14 protein-coding genes and 1 pseudogene are annotated in these 16,275 nt (G+C 72.2%); 10 read left to right on the top strand and 5 right to left on the bottom strand.

Features of this window, described 5'->3' with window-relative positions:
* Window positions 1-115: 115 nt before the first annotated feature.
* Both DP107_RS02735 and DP107_RS21045 read right to left on the bottom strand, forming a co-directional pair.
* Window positions 116-1,198, bottom strand: a complete 1,083-nt coding sequence (locus DP107_RS02735; RefSeq protein ID WP_144260588.1) for an SDR family oxidoreductase — start codon at window positions 1,196-1,198, stop codon at window positions 116-118.
* A gap of 79 nt (window positions 1,199-1,277) precedes the next feature.
* Window positions 1,278-1,409, bottom strand: a complete 132-nt coding sequence (locus DP107_RS21045) for a hypothetical protein (RefSeq protein WP_272949814.1) — start codon at window positions 1,407-1,409, stop codon at window positions 1,278-1,280.
* Window positions 1,410-1,491: 82 nt separating this feature from the next.
* On the opposite strand from DP107_RS21045, the gene DP107_RS02730 reads away from it, so the two are divergent.
* From DP107_RS02730 to DP107_RS02695, 8 genes are all read left to right on the top strand, one after another.
* Entirely contained in the window at window positions 1,492-1,881 is a 390-nt protein-coding gene (locus DP107_RS02730; protein ID WP_272949813.1) for a DUF2237 family protein, read from the top strand.
* 390 nt (window positions 1,882-2,271) lie between these two features.
* On the top strand, window positions 2,272-4,476 hold the full coding sequence (gene nasA, locus DP107_RS02725) for an assimilatory nitrate reductase NasA (protein WP_144260587.1): 2,205 nt from the start codon (window positions 2,272-2,274) through the stop codon (window positions 4,474-4,476).
* A complete protein-coding gene (locus DP107_RS02720; protein WP_144260586.1) occupies window positions 4,473-5,327 on the top strand; it encodes a molybdenum cofactor guanylyltransferase in 855 nt (284 codons plus the stop codon). Before nasA ends, DP107_RS02720 begins: the two co-directional genes overlap by 4 nt.
* Window positions 5,324-7,105: a nitrite/sulfite reductase gene (locus DP107_RS02715; RefSeq protein WP_144260585.1), complete on the top strand. Its 1,782-nt coding sequence runs from the start codon at window positions 5,324-5,326 to the stop codon at window positions 7,103-7,105. The genes DP107_RS02720 and DP107_RS02715 overlap by 4 nt, the downstream gene beginning before the upstream one ends.
* A 62-nt stretch (window positions 7,106-7,167) precedes the next feature.
* On the top strand, window positions 7,168-8,394 hold the full coding sequence (locus tag DP107_RS02710) for an MFS transporter (protein WP_144260584.1): 1,227 nt from the start codon (window positions 7,168-7,170) through the stop codon (window positions 8,392-8,394).
* Window positions 8,395-8,458: 64 nt separating this feature from the next.
* Entirely contained in the window at window positions 8,459-9,154 is a 696-nt protein-coding gene (locus DP107_RS02705) for a potassium channel family protein (protein ID WP_144260583.1), read from the top strand.
* Between the two features lie 2 nt (window positions 9,155-9,156).
* Window positions 9,157-9,387 carry an Lrp/AsnC family transcriptional regulator gene (locus tag DP107_RS02700; RefSeq protein ID WP_144260582.1) on the top strand — a complete coding sequence of 77 codons (231 nt, stop codon included), beginning with the start codon at window positions 9,157-9,159 and terminating at the stop codon, window positions 9,385-9,387.
* A gap of 63 nt (window positions 9,388-9,450) precedes the next feature.
* Window positions 9,451-10,839 (top strand): aryl-sulfate sulfotransferase, encoded by a 1,389-nt coding sequence (locus DP107_RS02695; protein ID WP_144260581.1) that lies wholly within the window; start codon window positions 9,451-9,453, stop codon window positions 10,837-10,839.
* A 185-nt stretch (window positions 10,840-11,024) separates the two neighbouring features.
* Here DP107_RS02695 and DP107_RS02690 read toward each other — a convergent pair whose 3' ends face one another.
* Window positions 11,025-11,954 (bottom strand): acyltransferase, encoded by a 930-nt coding sequence (locus DP107_RS02690; RefSeq protein WP_144260580.1) that lies wholly within the window; start codon window positions 11,952-11,954, stop codon window positions 11,025-11,027.
* A gap of 258 nt (window positions 11,955-12,212) precedes the next feature.
* Here DP107_RS02690 and DP107_RS02685 point away from each other — a divergent pair, with 258 nt between their 5' ends.
* Window positions 12,213-12,830, top strand: coding sequence for a DedA family protein (locus DP107_RS02685; protein WP_144260579.1), 618 nt, complete (start codon window positions 12,213-12,215; stop codon window positions 12,828-12,830).
* 9 nt (window positions 12,831-12,839) lie between these two features.
* Here DP107_RS02685 and DP107_RS02680 read toward each other — a convergent pair whose 3' ends face one another.
* On the bottom strand, window positions 12,840-13,907 hold the full coding sequence (locus tag DP107_RS02680) for a lysylphosphatidylglycerol synthase transmembrane domain-containing protein (RefSeq protein ID WP_185977137.1): 1,068 nt from the start codon (window positions 13,905-13,907) through the stop codon (window positions 12,840-12,842).
* 66 nt (window positions 13,908-13,973) lie between these two features.
* Entirely contained in the window at window positions 13,974-14,939 is a 966-nt protein-coding gene (locus DP107_RS02675) for a DMT family transporter (RefSeq protein WP_238330744.1), read from the bottom strand.
* Window positions 14,940-15,125: 186 nt separating this feature from the next.
* Here DP107_RS02675 and DP107_RS02670 point away from each other — a divergent pair.
* Window positions 15,126-16,271: pseudogene (locus tag DP107_RS02670) on the top strand (multicopper oxidase domain-containing protein).
* Window positions 16,272-16,275 lie beyond the last annotated feature (4 nt).

The following is a 16,275-nucleotide window of genomic DNA, read 5'->3' as shown; positions in this document are numbered from 1 at the left end:
TATGCCGTGCGAACGGCGCGAGCGAGCCGGTCCGGTCCGTATCGTCCGCGAGGGCGCCGTCTGTGGCGGACCGGCGCCATCGACCGTCCGGCCCCATCCGGGCGTGACCCCGGCCTCAGTTCATCCCCTCGGTCCCGATGTCCGGGTGCTCGCGGTAGAACTCGACCAGCGTCCCCGCGTAGTCCGCGACCCCCGGGCACTCGATGCCCGAGCCCGCCAGGTCCTCGACGGCGTTCGAGCAGTCGAAGCTGGCCGGCCAGGTCTGGTACTCCAGGCCGCCGCTCCGCAGTAGCTCGGACTCGGGCTTGAGCGACTCGAGCAGCCCCTTCAGGATGCCCTTCGGGTAGGGGACGATGACGGTCCGGTCCTTGTCGGCGGCCTCGCCGAGCGCCCTCACGAGTTCGGTCGTCGTGAGCGGGTCGGGGTCGGCGAGGTGGTAGGTCCTCCCCTCGCTCTCCTCGATGCCCGAGAGGTAGCCGATGGCGTCGACGATGTAGTCGCGGGGGACGACGTTGAACTCGCCCTCGCTGGCCCCCCGGGGCGCGGGGATGACGGCGTTGTCGCCCTGGTCGACGAGCCCCTCGACGAAGGCGTACATGCCGTCGTACTTCTGGGTCTCCCCGGTCTCGCTGTCGCCGACCGCGACGCCAGGCCGGTAGATGGTGGTCGGGACCTCGTCCATCCGCTCGCGGACCGCGACCTCCGCCATGTGCTTGGTCGACTCGTAGTAGTTGTGGAACGACTGACCCTCCTGGAGCATCTCCTCCGTGAACCGGCCCTCGTAGTCGCCCGCGACGACGACGGTGGAGACGTAGTGGAGGCGGTCGGCGTCGGCGGCAGCGGCGAACTCGACCATGTGCCGGGTGCCGTCGATGTTGACCGCCTTCGCCGGCGCGCGGTCGACCGTCAGGTCGTAGATGGCCGCGAGGTGGTACACCTGGTCGGTTCCGTCCGCCAGCCCGTCGTAGTCGTCCACGGCGAGGTGGCGGTCCGTGATGTCGCCCTCGGCGAACGCGACCCGCTGGGTCGCGTCGGCGTCGACCGCCGCGTCGATCCCGTCGACCCGCTGTTCGGCCTTGCTCCGGTACTTCGGCTGGACCAGACAGGTGACGGTCCCCTCGTCGTGGCGCTCCAGCAACCGCTCAACCAGCGCCGAGCCCAGGAAGCCCGGGAACCCGGTCAGGAAGACGTTCGTCATGAGTCGTCCGGGCGGGCGGTCGACAAAGAGGTTGTCCCGTGTGTGCGGGTCCCAGTGTAGTCGGCCGGTGGGCCCCAGATCAGAACAGGGTGGTCAGTAGGACGTACAGCAGTGTGCCCGTGCCGTAGACGACTACGATGGATCCGAGCGTCTCCAGCCAGGGAGGCTGGTAGCCGTCGCCGTCCGTCACGGTCGAGGGGAGGGGCGCCACACGCCTCACGGTTCCGGCCACGGCAGGCGCCACGACGGCACAGCCCGGGGGTTTGATTGCGCTGCCGGCCCCACCCCCGCACGTGCCTCCCGAGCCTCCGGACGACGAGCGCAACGTCCACGGCGAGCCGCTACAGCCCTGCAGTACGGACCCGATGACGGGCGCGCTGCGGGACGGGGACTGCCACGCCCTGCCGCGCGACCCCGGCCGACACGAGGTCTGTGCGGTGATGACCGAGGCGTTCCTGGAGTACAGCCGTGCCCAGGGGAACGACCTCATCACGCCGCGGCCGTCGATGAACTTCCCGGGGCTCTCGCCGGGTGACCGCTGGTGTGTCTGTGTGCCGCGCTGGCTGGAGGCCGCCGAGGCCGGCCAGGCGCCCCCGGTCGTCCTGGCGGCCACGAACGAGTCCGTCCTCGACGAGCTCTCGCTGGCGCAACTCGAGCGCCACGCACACGACGCATCGGACTGACGGTCGGCCCGCTCTCCGCGACCTCCCACCGCCCGTGACGGCGTCGCCATCCCGGCACCCCGCGTGCTGGGGCGCGCACACGCCGCCCGACCGCCGGTGCCGTCGGGCGTCCGGCCTCCCCGCCTCTCGCCCGCTGATGGGCATCCATCCAGTTCGGTCGCGGCTGCCGGTCCGGTTCTGGACGTGTGAGGATACCCGATTCATTATATCCGTCCAAGGACTCCGCAGTCCACATCTTATCGGAGCGATTTGTACATGTTCGTAAACGATAACGGGTATGTATGCCTGCTCCATCTATTTTAGACGTGAATACGTGATGTTCGCAAAGGGACTCAGCGAACGACTCGACGAGCATCGCATCCTCGCCCGTCTACCGCCGGGGGTGACCGGATGAGCGAGTGGGTCTCGACGACCTGTATGCGGTGCGCGGTCGGGTGTGGCCACCGTCAGCGCGCCGTCGACGACGGGTACGGCATCGACACGGCGCGTGGCGACCCGACCCACCCCGTCAGCGAGGGGCTGGCCTGCCAGCGCGGCACCCGGGAGTCGGCCGACCCCGACGGGGAGTGGCTGACCCGCCCGCTGGTCCGACGCGACGGCGAACTGCTCCCGACGACGTGGGCGAACGCGCTCGACGAGGCGGTCGGCGCGATGCGACGGGCGATGGCCCGGACCCCCGACTCCGTCGCCGTCCTGGGGAGCGGCCAGCAGACCAACGAGGCCGCCTACGCCCTCGGCAAGCTCGCCCGCGGCGGCATCGGGACCCGGTACTACGACGCCAACACCACGCTCTGCATGGCCAGCGCGGTCACGGCCTACTACGACGCCTTCGGCAGCGACGCGCCGCCCTGTACGTACGACGACATCCCCGGCGCCGAGCGCCACGTCGTCTGGGGGGCCAACCCAGTTGTCGCGCATCCCGTGATGTTCCGCTGGATCCGCGAGTCCGCCGCGGACGGCGAACTCCTCGTCGTCGACCCGGTGGCGACGGAGACGGCTGACCTCGCCGACCGCCACGTCGCCGTCGACCCCGGCGGCGACCTGGCGCTGGCGCGGGCCGTCCTCGCGCGGATCGTCGACCGCGGCGACGTGGACCGGTCGTTCGTCGACCGCGCCACGACCGGCTTCGACGACCTGTGCGCGAAGCTCCCCGAGGCGGCGACCGCGGCCGCCGAGGCCGGCGTCCCGATGGCCGACGTCGACGCGCTCGCCGACGCCTTCGACGCCCGGGCGCTGGTCTACTGGGGGATGGGCGTCAACCAGTCCGTCGACGGGACCGCCACCTCGAGCGCGCTCATCGACTGCTGTCTCGCGACGGGCAACCTCGGTCCCGGTACGGGGCCGTTCTCGCTGACCGGCCAGGCCAACTCGATGGGGACACGTGTCTGCTCCTCGAAGGGCAGCTGGCCCGGCCACCGGGACTTCCAGGACCCGGCCGAGCGAGCCGTTATCGCCGACGACTGGAACGTCCCCGCGAGCCGCCTCCCCGACGACACCGGTCCCGGTCCGGTCGGGACGCTCGAGGCGGTCGCGGACGAGGTCGATGTCGTCTGGACGGTCGCCACGAACCCGGTCGCCGGCGTCCCGAACGCCGGAGCCGTCGCCGACCAGCTGGACGAGGCGTTCCTCGTCGTCCAGGACGCGTTCCACTCCGAGACCGTCGAGCACGCCGACGTGGTCCTCCCCGCGGCGACGTGGGGCGAATCCGAGGGGACCGTCATGAACATGGAGCGGACGGTCTCCCGCGTCCGGGCCGCCACGGACACGCCGTCGGGCGTCAGGCAGGACCTCGACATCATCGCGGAGGTGGGGGCGCGGCTCTGTCCCGGGCTGCTCGGCGAGCCGCCGCTCGACCCGGAGGCCGTCTTCCGGGAGTTCTGTGACCTCACCGCCGACACGGACGCGGACTGCTCCGGGCTCTCCTACGCCCGGCTGGATGCCGAGGGGGCGGTCCGGTGGCCCGCGCCCGACCCTCGCGACAGCGGAGGCTACCGCTACTACGAGGCCGCGGACGCCGGGGCGAGCGGCGACGCGACGCCCGGGGAGCCGGCCGACGACCCCGCCCACCCCGACGCCCCGCACCCGGACTGGTCGTTCCCGACGCCGACGGGCCGGGCGCGGTTCTCGACGGCCGTCGAGACGCACGAGGCCGAGCCGACCGACGGCGAGTACCCGCTCGTCCTGACCACGGGGCGGGAGGCCGACGCCTACAACACCGGCGTCCGGACCCGCGACGGGTCGGGGCCCGGCGAGCCGGTGGCCCCGGTCGCCCGGGTCGCACCGGGGACGATGGCCGCGGTCGCGCCCGAGGGCGACCGCGAGGTGCGGCTGGTCTCCCGCCGCGGGGCGGTCGAGGTCACCCTCCACCCCGACGAGGCGGTGCCGGAGGACCTGGTCTGGCTCTCCATCCACCACCCGGCCACGAACCGCCTGACGACGCCGGAGCGTGACCCCCGCTCGGCGGAGCCGAACCTCAAGCAGTGCGCCGTCCGGGTCGAGCCCCGGGACGGCGACGCCGCGGCGGTCGCCGAGCCCGACGAGGACCGCGTCGGCGACGCCGACGGCGCCGAGCCGCCCGCGGAGGTGGCCGAGTGAGCGACGTGCCGGGCCGTCCGACGCGGACGGGACTGCTGCTGGCCGGCGGCCGGTCGACCCGCTTCGGCGAGTCGGACAAGGCGCTCGCGGACCTGGCCGGCGCGCCACTGGTCTGTCACGTCGCGGCCGCGCTCGCACCCACCATCGACGAGCTGGTGGTCAACTGCCGCGCCGACCAGCGCGCCGCGCTCGCCGACGCGCTCGCGGGCCTCGACGACCGGCTGCCCGTCCGGTTCGCCGTCGACCCCGTCCCCGACGAGGGGCCGGTCGCCGGCCTGCTGACCGGGCTCCGAGTGGCACGGGGCCGACGCGTCGCGGTCGCGGGCTGCGACCAGCCGTTCCTCCGGACCGCCACGGTCGCGACCCTCTTCGACCGCGCCACCGACGAGGGCGCGAGTGGCGGGTCGGGCGCCGACCCGGGCTCCGACGGCGCCGTCGCGCTGGTCGACGGGCGCCGGCAGCCCCTCCCCGCCGTCTACCGGGCGACCGTCGCGCGGGAGGCGGCCGAACGGACGCTGGCGACAGGGTCGCGGGCGCTCCGGGACGTTCTCACGCGGGTCGACCCGGTCCCGGTCCCCGTCGCCCCCGGCGCCGTCCGGGATATCGACACGCGGGGCGACTTCCCCGACGAACAGGCTGAACAGACCGATAGGAACGCGGATTCTACAGTTACGATGGAGATAACCGACGAACTCGCGGCACGCAGGACGAACGGTGCGGCAACCGACTCGGACGATGACTCGGCGTCCGACAGCGAGCCCAACGCGGTCCCGGTGCCCGATGGGGGCGAGGAGGCGTCGTCCGAGCCACGTGGGGGAGCGAGGCGGACCGACGGGGGTGACTCGCGATGACACACAAGAAGGAGGACTGGAAGGAGGGCTGCTACGGCGACGAGGTCCGTGAGAAGCTGCTGGAGTTCGCCGAGCGGGGCTGGGACTCCATCCCTGAGGACGAGCGCGAGAAGTGGTTCTCCCGGTTCAAGTTCTGGGGGGTCTTCCACCAGCGGACCGGCCAGGAGAGCTACTTCATGCTGCGGCTGACCGGCACCGACGGGATCCTCGAACCGGGGCAGTTCAGCGCGCTCGCCGAGGTGGCCGACGAGTACGCCGCCGGCCCGGTCGAGAACCCCGAGTTCGGGGAGAGCTGGCTCGACTTCACCACCCGCCAGTCCGTCCAGCTCCACTGGATCAAGCTCGAGGACGTCCCGGAGATCTGGGAGCGCCTGGAGGGGGTGGACCTCTCGACGCGCTCCTCCGGCGGGGACACGATGCGGAACATCACGGGCAACCCCACCGCCGGGACGGACGCCCGCGAGGTCATCGACACGGCGCCCATCCTCGAGGAGGTCCAGGCGACCATCCGCGACGACGACGCGCTGGCGAACATGCCCCGCAAGTTCAACATCAGCATCTCGGGCATCCCAGACGGCTCCGCGCAGGACGCTATCAACGACATCGGGCTGGAGCCGGCGACGAAGGCGGTCGACGGGGAGGCGACGCTGGGGTTCAACGTCCGCGTCGGCGGCGGGTTGGGCGGCCACGAGCCCCGCGTCGCGCGGCCGCTGGACGTCTGGGTCCCGCCCGAGCGCGCCGTCGAGCTCGTGCGGGGGTTCGTCGAGCTCTACCACGACGAGGGGAACCGGACGAACCGCAACAAGAACCGGGCGCGGTTCTTCGTGGACGAGCGCGGGACGGAGGCCATCCGCGAGCAGCTCCAGGCCGAGTACGTCGACTGGGAGCTGGCGCGGGCGGGCGAGGACTGCCGCGAGTCCTACACCTACAACGCGGGTCACGGCGACGGCGCGGACACGCCGGAGGGTCCCGTCGACTACGTCGGCGTCCACGAGCAGCACGACGGGCGCTACTTCGTCGGGCTGAACGTGCCGGTCGGGCGCATGCCCGCGGACGACGCCCGCGCCCTGGCGGACCTCGCCGAGGCGTACGGCTCCGGCGAGGTGCGGCTGACCCGCCGGCAGAACCCGCTGGTGATGGACGTCCCCGAGGCGGACCTCGCGCAGTTCCTCGAGGAGCCGCTGCTGGAGACGTACTCGCCGGAGCCGAGCGTCTTCGAGCGCGGCGGGATGGCCTGCACGGGGACGGAGTTCTGCTCGCTCGCGCTGGCCGAGACGAAGGCCCGGCAGGCACGGATGATCCGCTGGCTCGATGCGAACGTCGAGCTGCCAGAGGACGTGGACACGGTGAAGATGCACTTCTCGGGCTGCACGGCTGACTGCGGCCACGCCAACACCGCCGACATCGGCCTGCTCGGGATGCGCGGCCGCAAGGACGGGGAGATGGTCGAGGCGCTCGACATCGGCGTCGGCGGCGGGATGGGCGAGGACCCCGCGTTCGTCGACTGGATCCGCCAGCGGGTCCCCGCCGACGAGGTGCCCGGGGCGCTCGCCAACCTGCTGGGCGCGTTCGCGGCCCACCGCGAGCCCGGCCAGTCGTTCCGCGAGTGGGTCGACGCCACCGGGACGGAGGCCGTCACGGAGCTTGTCGAGCCCGAGGAGACGGACTACGTCGACCCGGCGCTCCACGACGCCAAGCAGTCCTGGTACCCGTTCGACGACGGCGAGAGCCCCGCCCCGACGACGCCTGACGACACGCCGCTCTCGGCGGACGACTGACGCGGCGGGCCGGGAGCGCCCGCAATCGACAGCCCTTCCCGGCGCTTGCCCCGAGTTCGAACGTGGCGACGGACACCGCCGACGGCACCGAGACGGCCGCGCCCGACGCGACCGACGCGGGGACGACCCGTGGCTGGGGTCCCGTTGCGGCGGTCGCCGGCTGGCAGACCGCCGCGAGCGCCTGTTACTACAGTCTCTTCGCCGCGACCGGGCTGTTGAAGCCTGCGTTCGACCTGACCGGGGCCACCGTCGGGCTCGTCCTCACGATCGGGCTGCTCGGCTACACGCTGTCACTGTTCCCCAGCGGCGCCCTCGTCGACGGCCTCGGGGAGCGCCGGGTGATGCTGGCCGGCCTCGCGGGGCTGGCGGTCGCCGCGGTCGTCGCGAGCGTCGCCCCGACGTACGGCGCCCTCCTCGCCGGCGCCGCCCTGCTGGGCGCGGCCTACTCAACGGCGATGCCGGCCACCAACCGGGCCATCGGGGCGAGCGCGCCGTCCGGGCGGGCGAACCTGGCGATGGGGCTCAAACAGGTCGGCGTCACCGCCGGGAGCGGGGTGGCGTCGGTCGTCTTCGCCGGCGTCGCGGCCACCGCGCTGTTCGCGTGGGGCGACGGGTTCCGCGCGCTCGCGGCGCTCGCCGTCCTCGCGGCCGCCGGGTTCGCGCTCTCGTACGACGGGCGACCCGGGAGCGGCGGCCTCGCGCTCCCGGACCGCCGGGCACTGGGCGGGGGCCGCGCGTACCGGTTGCTGGTCGCGGCGGGCTTCTTCATCGGCGCCGCCATCTTCGCGGCGCTCGGCTACGTCGTCCTCTACGTCGACGAGGGCGTCGGCGCGACCGTCGCGCTCGGCGGTCTCGTCCTCGGCGCGACGCAGGTGACCGGCAGCGTCGGCCGCGTGCTGGCGGGCGACCTGGCCGACCGGCTCGGCGGGGCCCGCGGCGCCGCGACGGTCGCGCTGGGCCAGGCCGCGGTCGCGCTGGCGCTGTTCGGCGTGCTCGCGACGGGCGTGGACTCACCGCTCGTCGCGACCGCCGTCCTCCTCGGTATCGGCGTCTCCGTGCTCGGCTCGACCGGTGTGTTCTACTCCTGTCTCGCGGGCCTGGTGGCTGACGACGACATCGGCACCGCCACGGCGGCCGGGCAGACGGTCATCAACGTCGGCGGGATGTCCGCGCCGCCGGCGTTCGGCTACCTGGCCGACACGGCGGGCTACACGACCGCCTGGCTGCTGCCGACGGGGTGTATGGCCGGGGCCGTGCTACTGCTGCTCGGCGTCCGCCGGGCGGCCTGACGGCGCCGTCGCCCGGTCGCCGCTCGGAGAAAGCTACTTGCCACCGGCCGGCAAACGGACGAGCATGCGATTCGTCATCGTCGGAGCCGGACGCGTCGGGATGCGGACCGGGCGCGTGCTCCGCGAGGAGGGCCACGACGTGGTCATCGTCGACGCGGACCGGTCGAAGGTCGAGCGCCTCCGCGAGGAGGGGTTCGCCGTCGTCGAGGGCGAGGGCTCACGGGAGGAGGTCCTCCTGGAGCTCGACCTCGACGAGATCGACGGGCTCGCGGCGCTCACCAGCGACCTCGTCGTCAACTTCACCGCCTGCATGATCGCCGACGAGTACGACGTCCGGACCGTCCTCCGGGCGGACGACGACTACCGGGAGTACGTCATCCGGAAGTACGCCAGCGACGTGGACGAGGTGATCTACCCGGAGCGGCTGGGCGCCGTGGTCGCGAAGAACGCCCTGCTCGGCGGCAACAGTCACGCCATCGCGGACGTCGCCCAGGAGGTGCAGCTCGTCGAGCTGACGGTCACCCCCGAGTCGCCGATGCGGGGGTACACGCTCTCGGAACTGGAGATGCCGGCCAACTCCCGCCTGCTCGCCTTCGGCAAGGCCGGCGAGCCGATGGAGCTCCCGAACGCCGACCAGTCCCTCGAGGAGGGCGACCGGGTGGTCGTCATCGCCGGCTTCGACGTGCTCGGCGACGTCCGCCAGCTCATCGTCGGGGGCGACGCGCCGGAGGTCGCCGCCGCGGCCGCCGGAGGTGAGTGAGGATGGTCCGCGCCTACGTCATGGTGAAGGCGCACACCAGCGAGGCCGACCGGCTGCTCCGCGAGGTCGAGGCCATCGACGGGGTCGTCGACGCCGCGGTCGTCGCGGGCGACGTGGACCTCATCGCGACGCTCTCGGTCGACTCGCCGGCCGACGTGAAGGCGGTCTCCGCGGACTCGGTCCAGGGCATCGACGGCGTCGAGGACACCCGCACGTACGTCGCGATGGAGTGACGGCCGGGCCGCGGGGCCACCGGTGACCGTCATCCATATCCGCCCCGACGCGTACCCCGGCGTATGAACCGCCGTCTGCTGGTCCCAGCGGTCGTCCTCCTGCTGTCGGTGGCCCTGCTCGTCGGGCAGGCCGCCACCGCGCCCCCCGCGGCTCCCGAGTCCCCCGACGGCGGCGAGGGTGCCTACCCGGGCGAGACGCTCATCACCGTCCAGGCGTACGGCTGGTTCGACGAGGACAACGGCCAGGTGTTCACCGTCGCCCGGAACGGCACCCGAACCTGGACGTACGACCCACCACACGCCTACGTGTTCGACGCCGAGGCGCTCGACAACGGCAACGTCCTCGTCAGCCTCGGGCAGACCCCGCTCGCCGAGAACGTCCGCTGTCCCGACGAGTACTACAGCGGTGAGCGTCCGGCCGGCCAGAACGGCTGCATCTACAACCGCGTCGTGGAGGTGACCCCCGACACCAACGAGGTCGTCTGGGAGCACTCCTGGTACGACGCCTACCCGACCCACCACGAGGTCCACGACGCCGACCGGCTCGACACCGGCGAGACCGCCATCATCGACATGGGCAACGACCGGACCTTCACCGTCGACCAGTCGGGGGAGGTGACCTGGCAGTGGAACGCGACCGAGCATCTGACCGAGGGAACGCCGTTCTGGGAGGAGTACGTCGCCCCACTGCCCGAGGACGAGCGCGCGGAGTTCCGCCGGAGCGGCCCGGAGAGCGACTGGACCCATATGAACGACGTCGACCGCCTGGAGAACGGGAACTTCCAGATGTCGATCCGTAACTTCGACACCACCATCGAGGTCGACCGGGAGACCGGCGAGATCGTCGACGCCGTCGGCGCGCCAACCCGCCACGAGGTGATGGAGGAGCAGCACAACCCCAACCGGCTGGAGCGACACGGGAACCTCCTCGTCGCCGACTCCGAGAACGACCGCGTCGTCGAGATCGATGCCGAGACCGAGGAGATCGTCTGGCAGTACGACGGGACGGGCTCCGGGCAGAAGCTCGCCTGGCCGCGCGATGCCGACCGCCTGCCCAACGGCAACACGCTGGTCGTCGACTCGCGGAACTTCCGCGTCCTCGAGGTCGGCCCCAACGGCAGCGTCGTCTGGTCGCACTCGATGGCCGCCGACCGCGGCATCGTCTACGACGCCGACCGCCTGGGCCCGTCGCAGGACCCACTCGCCGAGGAACCCGACGACGTGCCGGCCGGCGGGGAGCTGGAGAGCCGCTCGTCGAACGGGAACACCGTCGCAACCGTCGACTCATGGCTCGGCTTCGTCTTCCCGTCCTGGGTCGGGCTCGGCGAGGTCCTCGCCGGGCTCGTCGGCGTCGTCTCGGGGCTGGTCCTGGTCCGCGAGGGCCACCGCGACGGCTGGTTCTCCGGCGTGGGCGGTGGGGAGCGCGGCGATGGACGCGGAGGGGGGGACTGACCGGACCCACCAGGGAGGTCTTTCCAGTCGGCCGTCGCCCGGATAGCTATGCCCTCCCACAGCCCCGCCGACGCCCGTTCCGACGGACGCCGAACCCACCGGCCGTCCCGGTGCCGGCGGCCCGGGGCTGACGTGCGAGGCCGGCGGGGACGTGCGGCGCCACGGGCTGGACAGGTGAGTCGCCCTCAGTCGTCGGCCGCGTCCGTGTCGGCGTGGCCCGGCGGCTGGAGGTCGCGCTGGAACTCGTCGAACCGCTCGAAGTCGTCGGGGAGCTCGTGGGGGATCTCCCGCTCGGCCTTCCGGTCCTCGTGGTCCTCCTCGACCGGCCGGGCGACGGACTCCCAGCCGGGCTTTACCTTCACGCTCCGCGCGGGCGTGCCGACGGCGATGTGGTGGGCGGGGATGTCGTCCTTGACGACGGCCCGCGAGCCGACGACGGCGTTCTCGCCGACCTCGTAGCCGGCCTGGACGACGGCGTCGTAGGTGACCCGGGCGTCGTCCTCGATGACCGTGTGGTAGTTGACGACCTCGGTCTGGTCGACGATGTCGTGGTCGTGGCTGTAGACGTGGACGCCGTCGCTGATGGAGACGCGGTCGCCGATGGTGAGCTTCCCCCGGTCGTCGAGGTGGACGTCGTCGTGGACGACGACGTTGTCGCCGACCTCGATGTTGTGGCCGTAGGTCATGGAGATGCCCTTGAAGAAGCGGCAGTTGTCACCACAGTCGGCGAAGAGGTGATCGGCGAGCATCCGCCGGAAGCGCAGCGCGAACTCGACGTTATCGGCCATCGGCGTGGCGTCGAACTGGCGCCAGAGCCACTGGAGGTACTTCGACTCCTGGAAGACGTCCTCGTCCTTCTCGGCGTAGTACTCGCTCTCGAGGGTGGCGTTGCACGGGTCGTATCCCTGGAGCCGCACGCGCTCGGCAGGCGAGACCGACTCGCCCGCCTGCCAGCGGTCGTAGGCGTCGCGGTCGCCGAACAGGTCCACGAGCGTCTCCGTGACGACCGCACAGGTATCCTCCGCCGGGTCCGAGAGCCGCTGGTCCACGCCCTCGAGGAACGCCTGTAGGCCCTCCTCGGCCTCCACGGGGAGGCGGACGTGCCGTTTGGTCATACGTCTCGTAGTCGGCGCGGCGGCATAGTGGTTGCCGTTACGTCGGTGTAACCGGTTCCCTGGGGCGGTTCCCACAGAGTACGCACGCTGTGGGATTCAGCCGGGGGTGACCGGACGTTCGCCGAACGGTCCCGTGGATTCCCGACGAAACCCGGATTCCGACCGTCACCGCGGGGTCCGGACGGTCCGGCGGTGCCCGGGCGCGATGCCGCATGACGGAAGACCTATACTCGCCGGGCGGTCGACTACCGACAACTGATGGCCACGGACGCCGAGACACGCTCCCCGGCGGGGCGGTGGGTCCTCGACTACGGCGTGTTCGTCCTGTTCCTCGCCATCGCGGCCGCTGGGATCTACCTGTTCCTCTCGCGGGACGCCGCGTTCGCCCGTCGACTGCTGGGGAACGAGCGCTACTGGATGCCGGCGATGTTCGCGCTGTTCGTCCTGGAGGGCGCGATGCTGCTCTACTTCGCCCCCAGCGAGAGCCTCGTCCCGGCCGCGCTGTTCGCCGTCGGCCGGTCACCGGAGGACATCGCCGCCATCCTCGGCATCGCCGTGCTCGGAGCCACGGTCGGCCAGTACCTCCTCTTCCTGCTGGCCAAGCGCGGCGGCCGCGAGCGACTGCTCGAACGGCCCTGGTTCCGGGTGAGCGAGTCGCGCCTGGAGCGGTTCGACGGCTGGTTCGACCGCTGGGGCCCGCTGGTCGTCCCCGTCTCGAACTCGCTGCTGTTCACCCGCGGGATGCTCACCGTCCCGGCGGGCTTCGCCGAGATGGACGACCGGCTGTTCGTCGGGCTGTCGGCCCTGGGCAGCCTCTCCTTCCAGGTCGTCCTCGCGGGGCTGGCGCTGGGCCTGTTCGAGTTCCTCGGCATCTGACCGGCGGGCTCAGACCGCCGGGTCGCGGCCGGTCGCCGCCCGGACGACGGTGAGCAGCCCCCCGACGAGGACGATGACCCCGTCGCTCGCGAGCCGGTACGCCAGGACGACGATGCCGGCGGCCACGGGGTCGAGGGCCAGCGCCGCCACGAGGACGGTCCCGAGCGTGGCGTCGACGCCGCCCAGCCCCGCCGGCAGGGGGACGACGCCCCCGAGCGTCGACAGCGGGACGGCGAGGACGGCGACGGCGGGCGCGGCGGGGTGACCCAGCGCGACCAGCACGGCCGAGAGGGCCAGCGCCCCCGCCACCCAGCCGGCGACGGTCAACACGAACGCGAGGGCCAACGCGGTCCGCGAGCGGCCGAGGACGCGGAGCGTCTCACCGGCGTCCGCGACGGCCTCGTCGACGCGCTCGGCGGCCATCGCGCGCCCGGCCCGTGCCGAGAGTCGGCCCAGCGTCGCCCGGCCGGCGCGCGCGAGGGCGTGCAGCAGCCGGACCGCCGGTCCGGGGCGGGCCGCGACCAGCCCACCGGCGCCGAGCATGACGACCACGATGGCGACCATCGCCAGCAACAGGGCCGGCCCGGCGCCCTCGGTCCCGGTCGCGGTCACCAGCGGCAGCGCCGCGATGGGGACCACGATGGCGGCCGGGAACCCGACCGCGTAGCCGACGGTGACGGCGGTGAGCCCGCGCTCGTACGGGAGGTCCGTCTCCCGGCAGAGCGCGTACGCCATCACCGCCGGGGCGCCGAGCCGGCCGCCGGGGACGGTGCGTTTGGCGAAGTTCCCCGCGACGTACCCGACCAGGAACCGGCCGGGCCCGACCTCGGCGCCGGCGGCGACGAACAGGACGCGCTGGGCCTCGCTCCAGATGAGCAGCGACAGTATCGCCGCGCCCGCGGCGGCCGCCAGCCAGTCCGGGTCCGCGCCGGCCAGCTCCATCGCCACCCGCCGCGGCCCGACGACGGCCAGAAACCCGCCCACCAGCAGACAGACCGCGAGCACGACCAGCAGTCGGCGGGCGCGGGGGCTCCGACGGACCGCCGTCAGCCACCCCCCGTCGCGGTTCCCGGACACAGCCAGCCGAAGGCACGGCGCCGGTATCAGTCCACCGTCGTCGGGTGTCGCCGCCGCACACCGGGGTCAGTCGCTCCGGCTCCGCGTGACCGCGCGTCGGAGCGCCGGCAGTTCCTGGCGTATCTCCCGGCGCTTGACGAGCGCGAACCCGACGAGGATGACGAGGAAGCCCACCGCGGTCAGGAGGTCGACCACCTCGCCGAGGAAGGCGAACCCGGCGGCGGCGGCGAAGACGGGGGCGACGTAGGAGACGAGGTTGATCTCTATCGGTCCGAGCCGGTCCAGCAGGTCGAAGTAGATGAGGAACCCGGCCGCGCTGGCGACCAGCGAGAGGTAGCCCACCGCCGCGATGGCGCCCAGCGACCCTGCGCCCGTCAGGGCGTCGACGGCAACTGCGGGCGACTCGCCGATGGCGAGGCTGATGCCGTGCATCAGCAGCGCCCCGCCGACCATCGCGTACGCCTCCATCGTCTCGATGGGGAGGCCGGCGTCGAGCCAGCGCGTGAGCACGGAGCCAAAGGAGAAGCAGAGGACGGCACAGAAGACGAAGCTCTTGGCGACCACGCCGCCGGCCAGCAGGTTCCCCGGGTCCGGCCGCGCGAGCAGGACCACACCCACCAGCCCGAGCAGGAGGCCGACGACGCCGACCGCGGTCAGCCGCTCATCGGGGATGATGGCCCGGGCGAAGACGGTCGTCATCACCGGGGAGAGGGAGACGATGACCGCGGCGCCGGCACTGGTCACGGCGGGGTCGGTCTCGCCGATGAAGAGGAAGGCGTGGTAGCCGGCGATGAGGAGGACGGCGCCGACGGTGACGGCGGCCCACTCCCGAAGCCCGACGGGACGGGGGTGGTCGGTGGCGTAGGCGGCGTAGCCAAGCATCAGCACGCCCGCCACGTCGTAGCGGACGGCTGCGAACAGTACCGGCGCCGGCCCGAAGTAGTCCGGCGCGAGTCCGGCCTTGATAGCCATGAACGCCGACCCCCAGGCCGCCGCCAGGACGAGAAATAGGGTTACGTTCCGGTAGCGCACGGGGGGACTGCGCCCGGCCGCCGTGTCAACGTTTCGAGTCCGTCCCGTCGAGCGGCGGCCGCGACTCATAAACCATCGAACGTGTTCGCCCCGGTTCCCACGACCCGAGAACCGGCGAAACCACCTCTCAGCGGCTGGGAACCAGCGGCTCCCGCTTTTACCGTCCGGGTCGGAGGTCCACCCGTTATGACACCGGATACCGGTGCGCCGGGCGACGGTATCGGGCGACGGGAGTTCCTCGCGGCGACGGGGACCGTCGGAACGGTCGCGGCTGCGGGCTGTACGGCCCTGAGCGAGCCGGACGTGCAGGAGGTCGACGCCGGGAGCGGGCGCCAGCAGCTCGGGAGCGATCTCCCGACGATGGACCCCCCGGAGGTCGTCGACCTGGACGAGCAGGGGAACCAGGTGACGCTGAAGGCGGAAGCGGCGGCCCACGAGGCCCATCCGCTGGAGAACATGGGCGCCCCGATCCGGCTGCCGCAGGTCTGGGCCTGGCAGGCCGACGACGGCCCGGCCAGTGTCCCGGGGCCCATCTTTCGGGTGACGGAGGGGTCGACGGTGGAGGTCACCCTGGAGAACACGATGTCGATGCCCTACACGATCCACTTCCACGGCGCCCAGACCGCATGGAAGGACGACGGGGTGCCGACGACGACGGGGATCACCGTCGACCCCGGGGCGTCGCACACGTACGAGATCCCAGCGAACACGCCGGGCACCCACATCTACCACTGTCACTACCAGACCCCGTGGCACGTGGAGATGGGGATGTACGGCATCCTGCGGGTGGACCCCGAGGGGTACGAGCCCGCGGACAAGGAGTAGTTCATGACGGTCCGGGAGTGGGACAGCCGGCTCTCCCGGCAGTACGCCGGCGGCGACGCCAGCTACGACATCACGAACCGGCAGCCGGACGTGTTCACGGTCAACGGGAAGTGTGCCCCCCGGACCCTTCACCCGGAGGACGGCTCGCCGATGATCGCCGAGCAGGGTGACACCGTCCGGGTCCACTGGGTGAACACCGGGTTCAACGCCCACCCGCTGCACATCCACAACCACCGGTTCGAAGTGGTCGAGAAGGACGGCGGGACGATCCCTGAGGCCGCTCGCTACGAGCGCGACGTCCAGAACGTCGCGCCCGCCGACCGCTACACGGTCGAGTTCGAGGCGGACGCCGACCCCGGCATCTACCTCATGCACTGTCACAAGATCGACCACGTCCGGAACGGGGGCAGCTACCCCGGCGGGATGCTGACCGGCCTGGTGTACAAGGACGCGATGAACACCACCATCTTCCGCGACCTGATGGAGTACGCGGGCTACGAGGGGTGATCAC

The organism is Haloglomus irregulare, assembly GCF_007421925.1.
Lineage (GTDB): Archaea > Halobacteriota > Halobacteria > Halobacteriales > Haloarculaceae > Haloglomus > Haloglomus irregulare.
This window is presented reverse-complemented; position numbering and strand designations above follow the sequence as displayed.

Bases quoted from the DNA above. Each gene is read 5' to 3' on its own strand.
- DP107_RS02735 (WP_144260588.1), bottom strand. From the start codon at position 1,198: ATGACGAACGTCTTCCTGACCGGGTTCCCGGGCTTCCTGGGCTCGGCG.
- nasA (WP_144260587.1), top strand. From the start codon at position 2,272: ATGAGCGAGTGGGTCTCGACGACCTGTATGCGGTGCGCGGTCGGGTGT.
- DP107_RS02715 (WP_144260585.1), top strand. From the start codon at position 5,324: ATGACACACAAGAAGGAGGACTGGAAGGAGGGCTGCTACGGCGACGAG.
- DP107_RS02705 (WP_144260583.1), top strand. From the start codon at position 8,459: ATGCGATTCGTCATCGTCGGAGCCGGACGCGTCGGGATGCGGACCGGG.
- DP107_RS02700 (WP_144260582.1), top strand. From the start codon at position 9,157: ATGGTCCGCGCCTACGTCATGGTGAAGGCGCACACCAGCGAGGCCGAC.
- DP107_RS02695 (WP_144260581.1), top strand. From the start codon at position 9,451: ATGAACCGCCGTCTGCTGGTCCCAGCGGTCGTCCTCCTGCTGTCGGTG.
- DP107_RS02690 (WP_144260580.1), bottom strand. From the start codon at position 11,954: ATGACCAAACGGCACGTCCGCCTCCCCGTGGAGGCCGAGGAGGGCCTA.
- DP107_RS02685 (WP_144260579.1), top strand. From the start codon at position 12,213: ATGGCCACGGACGCCGAGACACGCTCCCCGGCGGGGCGGTGGGTCCTC.